This is a genomic window from Microbacterium sp. (assembly GCF_049661145.1).
Taxonomy (GTDB): domain Bacteria; phylum Actinomycetota; class Actinomycetes; order Actinomycetales; family Microbacteriaceae; genus Microbacterium.
Map to the genome: position 1 here is coordinate 20,210 of NZ_JBASZT010000285.1, position 12,875 is coordinate 33,084.

At 68.2% G+C, this 12,875-nt stretch carries 13 protein-coding genes and 1 tRNA gene; 9 read left to right on the plus strand and 5 right to left on the minus strand.

Annotation, left to right across the window (positions count from 1 at the left end; all coding sequences use genetic code 11):
* The first annotated feature begins 296 nt into the window (after positions 1 to 296).
* Positions 297 to 1,520: an MFS transporter gene (locus WBP48_RS12135; protein WP_424440769.1), complete on the plus strand. Its 1,224-nt coding sequence runs from the start codon at positions 297 to 299 to the stop codon at positions 1,518 to 1,520.
* A 214-nt stretch (positions 1,521 to 1,734) separates the two neighbouring features.
* Here the strand turns inward: WBP48_RS12135 and WBP48_RS12140 are convergent, their stop codons facing one another.
* Positions 1,735 to 2,139 (minus strand): pilus assembly protein CpaE, encoded by a 405-nt coding sequence (locus tag WBP48_RS12140; protein WP_424440771.1) that lies wholly within the window; start codon positions 2,137 to 2,139, stop codon positions 1,735 to 1,737.
* A gap of 46 nt (positions 2,140 to 2,185) precedes the next feature.
* Here WBP48_RS12140 and WBP48_RS12145 point away from each other — a divergent pair, with 46 nt between their 5' ends.
* Both WBP48_RS12145 and WBP48_RS12150 read left to right on the plus strand, forming a co-directional pair.
* On the plus strand, positions 2,186 to 3,481 hold the full coding sequence (locus tag WBP48_RS12145) for an acyl-CoA dehydrogenase family protein (RefSeq protein ID WP_424440773.1): 1,296 nt from the start codon (positions 2,186 to 2,188) through the stop codon (positions 3,479 to 3,481).
* Complete coding sequence (locus WBP48_RS12150; protein ID WP_424440775.1) at positions 3,474 to 3,905, plus strand: TA system VapC family ribonuclease toxin; 432 nt, start codon at positions 3,474 to 3,476, stop codon at positions 3,903 to 3,905. Before WBP48_RS12145 ends, WBP48_RS12150 begins: the two co-directional genes overlap by 8 nt.
* 83 nt (positions 3,906 to 3,988) lie before the next feature.
* Here WBP48_RS12150 and WBP48_RS12155 read toward each other — a convergent pair whose 3' ends face one another.
* Positions 3,989 to 4,261, minus strand: a complete 273-nt coding sequence (locus WBP48_RS12155; protein WP_424440777.1) for a metal-sensitive transcriptional regulator — start codon at positions 4,259 to 4,261, stop codon at positions 3,989 to 3,991.
* A 34-nt stretch (positions 4,262 to 4,295) separates the two neighbouring features.
* On the opposite strand from WBP48_RS12155, the gene WBP48_RS12160 reads away from it, so the two are divergent.
* The 3 genes from WBP48_RS12160 to WBP48_RS12170 are packed head-to-tail and all read left to right on the plus strand — an operon-like array spanning position 4,296 to position 6,477.
* Positions 4,296 to 5,567, plus strand: coding sequence for a DUF445 domain-containing protein (locus tag WBP48_RS12160; protein WP_424440779.1), 1,272 nt, complete (start codon positions 4,296 to 4,298; stop codon positions 5,565 to 5,567).
* A 52-nt stretch (positions 5,568 to 5,619) separates the two neighbouring features.
* A complete protein-coding gene (locus tag WBP48_RS12165; protein WP_424440781.1) occupies positions 5,620 to 5,967 on the plus strand; it encodes a gamma-glutamylcyclotransferase family protein in 348 nt (115 codons plus the stop codon).
* Positions 5,968 to 5,982: 15 nt separating this feature from the next.
* Complete coding sequence (locus WBP48_RS12170) at positions 5,983 to 6,477, plus strand: SixA phosphatase family protein (protein WP_424440783.1); 495 nt, start codon at positions 5,983 to 5,985, stop codon at positions 6,475 to 6,477.
* A gap of 65 nt (positions 6,478 to 6,542) precedes the next feature.
* On the opposite strand, the gene WBP48_RS12175 is transcribed toward WBP48_RS12170, so the two are convergent.
* A complete protein-coding gene (locus WBP48_RS12175; RefSeq protein WP_424440785.1) occupies positions 6,543 to 7,022 on the minus strand; it encodes a YbaK/EbsC family protein in 480 nt (159 codons plus the stop codon).
* 135 nt (positions 7,023 to 7,157) lie between these two features.
* Here WBP48_RS12175 and WBP48_RS12180 point away from each other — a divergent pair, with 135 nt between their 5' ends.
* The 3 genes from WBP48_RS12180 to WBP48_RS12190 are packed head-to-tail and all read left to right on the plus strand — an operon-like array spanning position 7,158 to position 11,208.
* Positions 7,158 to 8,759 (plus strand): AMP-binding protein, encoded by a 1,602-nt coding sequence (locus tag WBP48_RS12180; protein ID WP_424440787.1) that lies wholly within the window; start codon positions 7,158 to 7,160, stop codon positions 8,757 to 8,759.
* Between the two features lie 56 nt (positions 8,760 to 8,815).
* Positions 8,816 to 10,549, plus strand: coding sequence for a histidine kinase (locus WBP48_RS12185; RefSeq protein WP_424440789.1), 1,734 nt, complete (start codon positions 8,816 to 8,818; stop codon positions 10,547 to 10,549).
* The gene (locus WBP48_RS12190; RefSeq protein ID WP_424440791.1) at positions 10,546 to 11,208 is read left to right on the plus strand and encodes a response regulator transcription factor; all 663 of its coding nucleotides are present in this window, start codon (positions 10,546 to 10,548) and stop codon (positions 11,206 to 11,208) included. The genes WBP48_RS12185 and WBP48_RS12190 overlap by 4 nt, the downstream gene beginning before the upstream one ends.
* A 3-nt stretch (positions 11,209 to 11,211) precedes the next feature.
* Here the strand turns inward: WBP48_RS12190 and WBP48_RS12195 are convergent, their stop codons facing one another.
* A complete protein-coding gene (locus tag WBP48_RS12195) occupies positions 11,212 to 12,603 on the minus strand; it encodes a TRAP transporter substrate-binding protein (RefSeq protein WP_424440793.1) in 1,392 nt (463 codons plus the stop codon).
* Positions 12,604 to 12,745: 142 nt separating this feature from the next.
* Positions 12,746 to 12,818: transfer RNA gene (locus tag WBP48_RS12200), tRNA-Ala, on the minus strand.
* Between the last annotated feature and the right edge of the window lie 57 nt (positions 12,819 to 12,875).

Consider the following 12,875-nt stretch of genomic DNA (forward strand, 5'->3'; position numbering starts at 1 on the left):
AGTAGTTACATCGGTGTAGTTTTCCACCGCTCTCCCCACGTACAACACAGCTTGTCCACCGTTTCATCCACAGCCGACAGCCGATTCGCCGTGCTGGAAAAGGCCTGAATCGAGGGCATTTCACCGCCGTGCCCGAGATCCATCCCCAACTCGCACGCTACGGGCGACCACCGACATCGCTGATGCTGTGGAATCTCGTCTTCGGCGTGTCGCGATAGCTTTTCAGGGGCGCTGCCCCGCCGTAGGGGCGAGAAAGCCTGCCTCAGGTCGCGAGACTTTCGCGTTAGCGTGGAGGGGTGGCGGGGTACCAGGAACTGCTGCGCACTCCGGGCGTGGCGCGCATCATCGCAGCACAGTTGACAGCGCGCTTTCCGAACGGCATGACGAGCCTTGCGGTCCTGCTGCACGTCGAACAGATGACGGGCTCGTATGGCGCCGCCGGGCTCGTGCTGGCCGCGGCATCCGTCGGCCAGGCCACCTCGGGACCGGTCACGAGCCGGTGGATGGGCGTCTGGGGCATGCGTCGCGTGCTGACGCTGACCACCGCCGTGTGCGCAGCCGCCCTGCTCTTCCTGGCGCTCATCCCGATGGGCATCGCCGGATACATGGCGTTCGGCCTGATCGCGGGCCTGTCCACACCACCGGTGCAGCCGGCCGTGCGCACGATCTACCCCAAACTCGTCAACGCCAGCCAGCTGACTCCGTTGTTCTCGTTGGATGCGAGCCTGCAGGAGATCATCTGGATCCTCGCGCCAGTGGTGATCACGATCGTCGCGACACAGGTGGGCACCGTGACGGGGCTGCTACTGATCGTGGTGATCCTTGTCGTCGGCGGCACGTGGTTCATCGCCTCCCCCGAGGTCGGCCGGGTACGCATTCCGCGCAGTCGGCGCGCCCTCGGCAAGGTGCTGACAAGGCCCGTGGTGCTGCTCGCGACGGTGATCGGGTTCCTCCTCATCGGCGCATGCGCCGCCGTCGAAGCCGCCGTCGTCGCCACGTTCGGCCACGGCGGCCTCGAGGCAGGCCTTGTCCTCGCGATGTTCTCGGTCGGGAGTCTCGCCGGCGGGCTCGCGTTCGGCCACGTCCCCATCGGCCCCTGGGCGATGGCACGGCGCATGACCATCGTGGCCGCAGGGCTCGTCGCGACGATCTTCATCGTCGGCGACATCTCGCCGGCGACGCCGTGGTGGGTCAGCGCGTGCCTCGTCGTCGCCGGCATCGGGATCGCGCCGGCGCTCGCGGTGATGTTCGCGATGACCTCGGCATCCGTGAAGTTCAGCGAGACCGCTGAGGCCTACGGCTGGATCGGCACCGGGCAGCTCATCGGCGCGGCGCTCGGCTCGGCTATCGCCGGGTTCCTCATCGACGGCGTCGGTCCCGCCGGCGCCTACGCCGCCGCGGCGGGCTTCGCGGTCCTCGGTGCCCTCGTGGCGGTCGTCTTCGTCCGCGGCTTCCCCGACCTGCGCGACCGCGACGCGAGCCCGATCCCCGACACCGTGCCGGCACCCACCGTCACGTGAGACCCGCGCTATCATCGGTTCCGCGAAGATCGGGATGGTGCCGGACGCGCAGCGCGGCAAGATGGCGAGCTCGCCTGAGTTCCGTCGTGAAAGCAGGCTGAACCGGGCCGCAGCACCGCAGAAAGGCGCCGACCGGCCCGGTTCAGCCTGCTTTTCGCACGCCCCACGCCACAACGACCTCGGCTCGGCTGAACACCGCCGAGCCCCGGACCGATCAGGCGATGCGCTGCAGCACCGCGAGCAGCGCGAGACCGTACGCGTCCTCGGGCTGCGGATGCTCGAAGCTCCCCCGCTCCCCCGCGAACTCGATGTCCACCCGGTGCGTGTCGGCCAACCGTTCCAGTCGGCGGAACGCGCCGCGCAGCAGTTCCCGCAGCTGGTCCTCGCGCGGCAACCACAGGGCATCCTCCAGCGCGACTGAATCCAGCGCCCACTCCGTCGTGCCGTTGAACGCGAGGATCGTGCCGGTCGGGTACGCCCGCGGCTCGATCGTCATCTCGCTGACGGTGAAGACGTCGGCCTCGAACTCCGGCTCGTCGAGCTGGAAGCGGTCGCCGGATGCCGGGTGCCACACCAGCCCCGCAGAACGCAGCGCCATGGCCAGGTCGGTGGAGATCACCTCTCCATCCTGCCCCGCCACGCGAGCAGCGGGCCAGGATGGAAGGATGACGTCTTTCGATCCCGCCGACATCCTCCCCGACGATCTCCTGGAACGCTTCCGTGCGCGCGCGGCGCAGGTGGACCGCGACAACGTGTTCCCCGAGGACGATCTCGCCGAGCTGAAGGATGCCGGCTATCTCGGCGTCCTGGCTCCCACCTCGCTCGGTGGCGCGGGCCTGGGCCTCGCGGAGGCATCGCTCCTGCAGCAGCGCCTGGCCACGGCGGCACCGGCGACGGCTCTCGCGATCAACATGCACCTGGTGTGGACGGGGGTTGCGAAGGTGCTGGCGGATCGCGGCATCGACAGCCTGCGGTTCGTGCACGAGGGCGCCGTCGCGGGCGAGGTGTTCGCGTTCGGCATCAGCGAGGCCGGCAACGATCTGGTGCTGTTCGGCAGCGACACCGCCGCCGTGCCCACCGGCGACGGCGGCTACGCGTTCACCGGAACGAAGATCTTCACGTCGCTCGCCCCGGTGTGGACCCAGCTGGGCCTGCACGGCCTGGACACGAGCGACCCCGAGCATCCGAAGCTCGTCTACGCGTTCGTCCCCCGCACGGATGCCGTCGTCACGCGCGACGACTGGGACACCGTCGGCATGCGCGGCACGCAATCGCGCACGACCGAACTGCACGGCGCCGTCGCCCCGGCCGACCGCGTCGTGCGTCTGGTCGACCCAGGCCCCAACCCGGATCCCATCGTGTTCGGCATCTTCAGCGTGTTCGAGGTGCTCCTGGCGTCCGTCTACACCGGTATCGCCCGGCGGTCGCTCGACCTCGCCGTCGAAACCGCGAAGGCGCGGCGCTCGAAGAAGACCGGACTGTCCTATGCCGACGACCCCGACATCCGGTGGCGCGTCGCCGACATGGCGCTCGCGTACGACGGGATGCTGCCGCAGCTCGCCGCGATCGCCACCGACGTCGACGCGCTCGCGAACCACGGGCCGCTGTGGTTCGCGAAGCTCAGCGGCCTCAAGCACCGCGCGGTCGTCACCGCGAAGCAGCTCGTCGACGAGGCGATGCTCGTCAGTGGCGGCTCCTCGTACTTCAGCCGCACCGAACTCAGCCGCCTCTACCGCGACGTGCTGGCCGGGATGTTCCATCCGTCCGACCCGGAATCGGTGCACTCCACCGTCGCCGCCGCCTGGCTCGGCCCTGTCGGTGCCGCCGTGTCCGAGCTCGCCATGCGGGGCATGCGCCCGGGACGACCCACAGAATCTGTCGCCGGCTTCCCGGTGATGGCCTCACGCAACCCCGCCCACGTGGTCACAGACGAGATGGTCGCCGAGCACCGCGATGACTGAGGGGTACCTTCTCGACGTCGGCCTGCTGCTGGCGCTGTACGATCCGAGGCACGTGCACCACGGCTCAGCGAGGTCGTGGTTTGAGAGCATCCACACGTGGGCCACGACACCTGTCACCGAATCGTCGTTCGTCCGACTACTGAGCAATCCGACGGTGATGGGTGAAGTCGTGGCGCCCGCCGACGCCATCGCTGCGCTGGACGCCATCCGTCACGCGCCAGGGCATCGCTTTCTCGTCGACGACTCGTCGCTGGCGCACCCGCACATCACGCTGACCTCGCTGATGGGGTTCCGCCAGGTCACCGACTTCCATCTGCTCAACCTCGCCGTCCGTGCGGGCTTGAGTCTCGCGACATTCGACGCCCGATTCGCACGCGCCCTCACCGAGGAAGATCGCGCCCACCTCACGCTCGTGCCGGTGTGACCCGAAAGTCGCGCAACATGACCCAGGCTTTCTCACCCCACGGCGCGGCAGCGCCACTGAAAAGCTGACGTGAGGCGCAGCGCTCACCGCGTCTCGAGGTCGTAGGCCTTCAACAGCTCCGCCACAGCCTGCTCGCGCTCGTCGCCGCCCTCGGCGAACATGTGCGCGACGTGCGTGCGCAGGTGGTTCTCGATCAGCAGCTTGTCGAGCGAGGCGAGCGCCTTCTGGATCGCCCGCGACTGGGCGATGATGTCCATGCAGTAGTCCTCGTTCTCGATCATCCGCGTGAGCCCCCGCAGCTGCCCCTCGATGATGCTGGTGCGGTGCCGGGCGCGCTTGCGGATGTCTTCGATCACGCCGTCAGGATACGCCGCGTGCGAGACTACCGTGATGGCCCGCACCCCCACCGCACTCCTCAGCCCGGCCGACCAGGAGCGGCGCCGTTCGCTGCAGGTCATGAAGGGCGTCGCCCTCGGCGCGCTCATCGTGATGGCGATCCTCTTCGTCGTGGCGTTCGTCCTGCAGGAGAAGTACCCATGGCTCGGCTACGTGCGCGCCGCGGCCGAGGGCGGGATGGTCGGGGCTCTCGCCGACTGGTTCGCCGTCACCGCCCTGTTCCGCCACCCCCTCGGCATCCCGATCCCGCACACCGCGATCATCCCGCGCCGCAAGGACGAGATCGGCCGCAGCCTCGGGGAGTTCGTCGAGACGAACTTCCTCGAGGGCGGCGTCGTGCGCGCGAAACTGGACTCGACGTCCATCGCGGCCAGAGCCGGCGCGTGGCTGCGCGACCCGGCGCACGCCGAGACGGTCGGAACCGAAGCGGCAGCGGTGGCCGGCGGCATCCTGCGCGCCCTGAGCGACGACGAGGTGCAGAGTCTCATCAGCGACCTCGCCCGCGAGCACCTGCTCGACCCGGAATGGGGGCCCGCCCTCGGCGCGTCGCTGTCGCGGGTCGTCGAGACCGGCGCGCATCACGGTGCCGTCGACCTCGGCATCGACAGCATCGTGACCTGGCTGGACGCCAACCGCGAGTCGTTCACAGGACTCGTCTCCCGGCGCCTGCCATCGTGGGTGCCGTCGGTCGCGATGCGCCTGGTCGACGACACCGTCTACCATGAGGCCGTCAAGTTCGCGGAGGCGGTGCAGACCGACCCCGACCATCCCGCGAGGCACGCGATCGACCGCTATCTCGCGCGGCTCGCCGAGAACCTGCAGCACGATCCCGCGACGATCGCCCGGCTCGAAGAAGCGAAGAGCTCCGTCTTCGACAGCCCGCGCGTACGCGAACTCGCCGCGCAGGCCTGGAACACCGCCAAGACCGGGCTGCTGGCCTCGCTGGACGACCCCGCCAGCGGGCTGCGGCGCCGCATCGTCGCGGCACTCGGCGAGATCGGCGAACGGCTCGCGACGGATGCTGCGCTGCAGCGTCGCGTCGATGTTCGCATCGCGGACGCCGCGGTGTTCCTGGTCGACCGCTACCGCCACGACATCGCGTCGATCATCACCGACACCGTCGAGAAGTGGGACCCCGCCGAGACGACCGAGAAGATCGAGCTCATGGTCGGGCGCGATCTGCAGTACATCCGCCTGAACGGCACGATCGTCGGCGCCCTGGCCGGGCTTGCCATCTTCTCGATCGCCCACGCCCTGCTGGGTTAGTGACGGTGCGGCTTTCTGGCACCGCTCCACGCGCCGCCGGTAGCCTGGTGGGGTGACCGATCTCCCGCGCGATCAGCTGCTGTTCACGTACGGCACGCTGCAGTATGCCGAGGTGCAGCTCGACACGTTCGGGCGGCTCGTCGCGGGCGAGCCCGACATCCTGCCGGGCTACACGATCGACTACGTCGAGATCGAGGACCAGCGCGTCGTGGACCTGTCCGGTCTCTCGGTGCACCCTGTCCTTCGGGCGACCGGCAATGACGTGGACAAGGTCGTCGGCAAGGTGCTGCACGTCACCGCGGACGAGGTGGATGCCGCTGACGAGTACGAGGTCGCGCTGTACCGGCGCATTCTCGTCACCCTCGGCAGTGGGCGGTCCGCCTGGGTGTACGTCGGCTGAGAGGTATCCGTTGACATGACGACGCTCGTCCTCGCCCGCCACGCGAAGAGCGACTGGGGAAGCCCTGCTCTCGGCGACCACGACCGGCCCCTCAACGGCCGCGGGATGTGCGACGCGCCCGTGATGGCGGCGCGGCTGACGGCGCGCCTTGCCGACGCAGGGGTGCGGCTCGACGCGCTGCTGTCGTCCACGGCGCTGCGCGCCAAGACGACCGCCGGGTTCTTCGGAGCCGCCCTGGGGCTGGAACTCGAACTCGATGAAGGGCTCTACGGCGCCTCGGCGCGGACCCTGCTGGCAGCGGCGACGGCCCGCGGAGTTGCCTCTGTCATGATCGTCGCGCACGACCCGGGCATGACGGTGCTGGCATCGACGCTGTCGGTCGACGGCATCGCGCACATGCCGACGTGCGCCGTCGCGACCTTCACGTGGGACGCCGACGACTGGGACGTCGCCACCGCAACCGACCCCGACCACTGGAGTTTCGACAGCCCCGGCACCCCCGCGCGTTGAGCGAAGGACACTGGAACCCCCGCGAGCGCAGCGACCGAGTCGGACGCGGTTCGCCGATCAGCGGATCAGTCGACTTTGGCGACCGTGCCGCCGGTGAGACCGACGAGCTCATCGAAGGTGAGCGGAAAGACGGTGTGCGGCGTGCCGCCGGCCGCCCAGATCTCCGGGTAGGCGGCGAGCGCCTCGTCAACGATCGTCTCGAGCCTCGCGGGATGCCCGGTCGGCGCGACGCCGCCGATGGCCTGCCCGGTCGCCTCGCGAACCTGCTCGGGGGTCGCCCGCCGGATCCTCCCACGTCCCAGGCGCTCGGCGAGCGCGGCGGTGTCGACGCGGTGTGCGCCGCTCGTCATCACCAGCAGTGGCTCGCCGTCACAGGCGAAGACGAGGCTGTTGGCGATCGCGCCGACCTCCACCCCGAGCGCGGCGGCGGCGAGGGCCGCGGTGGACGCGGCATCCGGCAGCACGATGATCTCCCCGGCGATCCCCGCCGTTCGCAACGCATCGTGAACCAGGCGGCTGCGAGCGGGCAGGCTCTCGGCGGTCATCCTCTGACCCTACCGGCCCCGCACACCCGCCCTCGGTACGCGATGCCGCAGGTGCTGGAACCGCGTCCCGCGCGGTGGCATGATGTACCCATCCGGCACCGACGCCGGGGCCCACGCCGTCGAAGGAGACCGCCCGTGTTCACCAGCCCCGCTCCCGATATCGAGATTCCCGAACTCAGCATCTACGACGACCTCTTCGGCGACCTGACGGCCGAGGATGCCGCTCGGATCGCACTGATCGATCCCGCCACCGGCACCGAGACCACCTACGGCGCCCTCAAGGCGCAGATCGACGCGTTCGCCGGCGCGTTGGCCGCCCGCGGTGTCACGACCGGCACTGTCATCGGGGTGCTGTGCCCCAACATCCCCGCCTTCGCGACGGTCTTCCACGGCGTTCTCCATGCCGGCGGGACGGTCACGACCATCAACTCGCTGTACACGCCCCGCGAGATCGAGAAGCAGTTGCAGGATGCCGGGGCCACCTGGCTCGTCACGGTGTCGCCCCTGCTGCCGCAAGCCGTGGCGGCGGCGACTGCCGTCGGCATCCCCGCGGACCGCCTCATCGTGCTCGACGGCGCCCCGGATCACCCGAGCCTGCGGGATCTGCTGGCCGAGCGCCGCCCAGCTCCGGAGGTGAGCTTCGACCCCGCGACCCACCTCGCCGTCCTGCCGTACTCGTCGGGAACGACGGGCGTCCCCAAGGGCGTGATGCTCAGCCACCGCAATCTCGTCGCGAACGTCGCGCAGTGCCGTGTGAGCATCGATCTGCGAGACAGCGACCGGGTGCTCGCGGTCCTGCCGTTCTTCCACATCTACGGCATGACGGTGCTCTTGAACCTCGCGCTCAAGCAGCGCGCGACGCTCGTGACGATGCCGAAGTTCGACCTCGTCGAGTTCCTCACGATCATCCAGAAGTTCGGCTGCACGTTCCTGTTCATCGCCCCGCCGATCGCCGTCGCGCTCGCGAAGCACCCCGTCGTCGACCAGTTCGACATCTCGACCGTACGCACCGTATTCTCCGGCGCCGCTCCCCTCGACGGCGAGACCGCCGAGATCGCCGGGCGGCGCATCGGCGCCCGGATGATGCAGGGCTTCGGGATGAGCGAGCTCAGCCCGGTCTCGCACGCGATGCCATACCAGCGCGACGATGTCCCCGTCAGCTCCGTCGGGGTCTTGCTGCCGAACATCGTCTGCAAGCTCGTCGATACCGAGACCGGCGAGGAGATCACCGAGGTCGGCGCCGACGGTGAGAGCCGGGCCGGCGAGCTGTGGGTGAAGGGCCCGAACGTCATGCTCGGCTACCTGAACCAGCCGCAGGCGACGGCCGAGACCTTGGATGCCGATGGCTTCCTCCACACCGGCGACGTCGCCGTCTACCACGAGGGCGGCTACTTCTCGATCGTCGATCGCGTGAAGGAGCTCATCAAGTACAAGGGCTACCAGATCGCCCCCGCGGAGCTGGAGGCGCTGCTGCTGAGTCACCCGCAGGTGACGGATGCCGCGGTCATCGGCGTCCTCGACGACGACAAGCAGGAGATCCCCAAGGCGTTCGTCGTGCGGGTGCCGGGTTCGAAGATCACCGAGGACGACGTGATGGCGTTCGTCGCCGAGCACGTCGCCCCACACAAGAAGGTGCGCCGCGTGGAGTTCGTCGAGGCCATCCCCAAGTCCAGCTCGGGCAAGATCCTCCGCAAGGACCTCCGCGCCCGCGAGCGGGAGCACCAGCCCGTCGGGTGACCACGCCGCACGCGTGACGATAGCGCGCCGTTCCCGTTTAGGCCAAGATGAGGCCCATGCGGGGACGGATCCTGTTCGCGACGATGTTGACGCTGTCCGCGGCGGCGGTTCTCCTGAATGTCTACGCGCAGCACGTCACCCGCGACCTGCGACCGTTCGTGCCGTTCGCCGATCTCGTGCTTTCGGCCACTGTCGGCGTCGTCTTTGCTGTCAGCGCCCTGGCGGCATGGCACCTGGGAGCCCACATCCCCGCTGTTCTGCTGCTGCTGGGCTCTGTCGTGCATACGTTCTCCGTCTTCTTCGAAGCACTCCAGCCGACAAGTTCCTGGTGGGCGCTGTTCTACGCTCTCAGCCCTGCGCTCGGGATCGTCGTCATCCTGCTCGTCATCACTTATCCCACGGGCCGACTCTCGGGGTGGGTCGGTCGCGGGGTGCTGATCGCCGCTGTCGGCTTTTTCGCCGCTCAGACCCTGTTGATCCTTGTCGCCGAGACCGGCGAGTGGTGCCTGTGCGCGCCCAATCCGTTTCTCGTACTTCCTCGCGGCGTCGTGGTCTGGTGGTATCAAGCGCGGCTGGTGATCGGCGCGGCGCTGTCGCTCGCCGCCGTCATCGCCCTCATTGCGCGGTGGATCCGGGGCAGCCGCCCGTGGCGAGCAAGCAACGTCCTCATGACCGTGACCGCCTTTTCGCTGGCTGTGACGACCGCGTGGACGAACCTCAATCATCTCCTGACACTCGATGATGAGCGCGAAGGATGGGCCTATCTGCGGCTCGGGCTCACGATCGCCGTGCCGCTGGTGTGGATCGCGGGTCTCGCCGCGTTTCGCCAAGCTCGAGCCCGCGTTGCGGACGTCGTCCTTGCCGCGAAGGAGGGCGTGACCGCCGGGCGCTGGGATCAGCTCATCCAATCGGCGCTCGACGACCACTCTGCCCGTGTGATCTGGCTCCAGGACGGTGAGTATCGCACCGTGGACGGGTCGCCGGTTACCCCGCCGCCGCACGCCGTCGCGGTGGGTGAGGACACACCGGTGCGAGCCTGGATCGTGTTCGACCCCGCAGTGGCGGTGCGTCGCGATCTTCTCGCTTCGCTGTCCGCCTCGATATCGATCGTGACCGAGAACGTGCGACTCACTGACGAGCTGTCCCGCAGCATCCAGCGCCTCCGCGAGTCCCGGATGCGCATCGTGGATGCCGCCGACGGTGCGCGGCGACAACTGGAGCGCGACCTCCACGATGGGGCTCAGCAACTCCTGTTGGCCGCCTCGTTCTCGCTGGATCGAGCAAGGGATCAGCTCAACGGAGACGACTCTCCCGAACTGGCCGAGCGCCTCGCGCAGACGTCTGAGGAGCTCGGGCTGGCTCGCCGGGAACTGCGCGAACTTGCCCGCGGGATCACGCCCACGATCCTTGATCACGGTGGGCTCGACGGTGCGATGGAAGAACTCGTCATGCGCTCCCCCGTGCCCGCCTCGCTGCGGATCCGTGGCCAGACCCGGCCTGTCGCGGATGCCGTCGCGAAGACGCTCTACTTCACCGTCGCGGAGTCTCTCACGAACGCCGCAAGGCATGCCGGTCCTGCGACGGCATCGGTAGACCTCGGATACGACGACGAACTGACTGTCACGATCACCGACAACGGCCGTGGTGGAGCAAGGATCACCGGCTCAGGTGGACTGCGTGGTCTTGCCGACCGTGTCGAAGCCGTTGGTGGCCTCTTCCGTGTCGATGCGCCACTCGAGGGCGGGACACGCGTCTCGGCATCGATCCCTCCCACCCGGTGGTCGACGTGAGCCTGCCGCATCCACGCGTCATCGTCGTCGATGACGCGTTGCTCGTGCGGGAAGGGATTCGCCACATCTTGGAGGTCGGCGGTTGCTCGGTCGTCGGTGTCGCCGGCGACGCCGACGAACTCGCGAAGGCACTGCACACCACGCAGGGCGTCGACGCGCTCGTCCTCGACATCCGGATGCCGCCGACGTTCACCGACGAGGGGCTCCGTGCGCTCGAGGAGATGCGCTCACGCGGCGATGAGATCGGTGTCGTGATCCTGTCGATGTATGCGAGCAGGGCGCTCGCAGAGAGGGTTGCTGCGGCTGGCGCCGGCACGGCCTACCTGCTCAAGGATCGGGTGACGGAGTCCGCCACGCTCGCAGAGGCGGTGCGAACGGTCGCCACCGGCGGAACAGTCATCGATCCCGAAGTGGTCGAGCTGCTTCTGCGCAGTCCCGCGTCCGGACGTGGGGTGCTGACGCGGCAGGAGCAGCGCGTGCTCGCCCTGATGGCGGAGGGCCTGTCCAACGCGGGAATCGCGCGACGGCTCAGCCTCAGCGTCAAGACCGTCGAGAGCCATCTCGCGAATCTCACCGCCAAGCTCGGCATCGATGCGGGGCCCGACGATCATCGGCGCGTGCTGACAGTGCTGCGAGCCCTCGGCGGCGCCCAACGCTGACCGCTACCCTTCGACCGGGCTCCAGGGCCGCAGACCGAATTTCACCTCCGACGCCTTCTGATATACCGGGTCGGCATCCACGATGTTGGTGAACTGCAAGGTGCCGTCGGGGAGGATCTCGGCGTCCATCGACGTGGAATCGCTGGCTTGCCCACTCCAGAAGATCGTCACGCGCGAACCCACGACCTTGAGAGTGCCGGTTCGGCGCGGCTGTGCCAGGTCGTACTCGGCCACGGCATCGTACGCCCAGGCGTTCTCGGTGAACCGGTAGCGGAACGTTGCCGCCTCCTGTTGCACCTGTGTGGGATCCGTCACCCCTCCGGCGATGAGGTCCTCCTGGGTCGTTGTGAACTCCCATGTGCCGGTGATGTCCACTGCCGTCTCGCTCGTGTCGGCGCACGAGACTGGCGGGAGCGGGCCCGCTGGCGCGAGCGCGCGCAAAGCCGTGATCGAGGTCGCGGTGACATCGTCCTCCGCCAACTCATCCAAGACGGGCGCACTCGCAGCGATCAGCGCATCGACATCATCCTGCTGCGCAAGGGCGAGCCTGCCACCACGCTCGCAATATTCCTGGGCATGCTCCTGATCGGTCGGTAGGTGATCTCTAGCCCACTTCTGGGTCTCATCCGACGCCTGCCGAAGCACGCGCCGCTGCTCATCGTTGAGCCCGTTCCAGATGTCGGAGCCGACAACAAGCACATCGAATTTCCCGAAGAAGGTGACATTCGCGGTGACGGTCGGTCCGGCGGCGCGCAAGTATGAGGTCTCCTGGATATTGTGCACCTGCGGGTCCGGGGTGCCATCGTCCAACGTGGCTCCGAAGGATGCCAACATGGCCTCTGTCGTCGCGGAGTACGGCGCGCGTACGACAGCGTCCTGATAGGAGTCGAGTCCGAGTGCAGGTTCCGCGAAGCCGCTGGGGTGACGCAGACTCTCCGGAAAGATGTCGAGCCCGACGATCCCGGCCGACTCGAGCCCCTCAAGCATGGGATCCTGAATCTCGTCGGCGGTCGCGCCAACGAGCGCGGCATCGGAGGTCACCACGAAGGGCGCATTCAGCGCCCGCAGGCTCGTCACCCCGAGGGCGTCCCACGCCCGAGTGGGCACCATCCCCAGGTCGAGTTCGCCATCGATCACCTGCTGCGCGACCACCTGATCCCACCGCGAAACGTCGCCAGCGGCGCGCCATACCGGTGTGATCGTGATGGAGCCGCCGGATGCCGTGTCAACAAGATCAGCGAAGTGCTTGATCTCGCCGGCAACGTGGGTGTCGTCGTTGTCCTGCGTGCCTATCGTGAGCGTGATGGGGTTTGCCGTCACGGCCGCGCACGCGGGCAGCCCGACGATCACGATGACAGCAGCAGCGGCGCTGGCAAGCAGTCGATGCGTATGCATGGTGAAACACTAGAACCACGCCCGGCCGGAACGGATCGGGAAAACCCCTAACTTCGCTCGGGCTCGACATGATACACGCGGACGTCGGCTGATCCTGCGTGGGGCGAGCAGAAGCAGAGTTCTATGAATCTGCTATGGGATGTGGACCTGAGGGGATTCGAACCCCTGACCTCCTCGATGCGAACGAGGCGCGCTACCAACTGCGCCACAGGCCCGTGAACCTCAGACAGGCTATCACGCGCCGAGGGCATCGCTGTCGCGCCGACCGCACG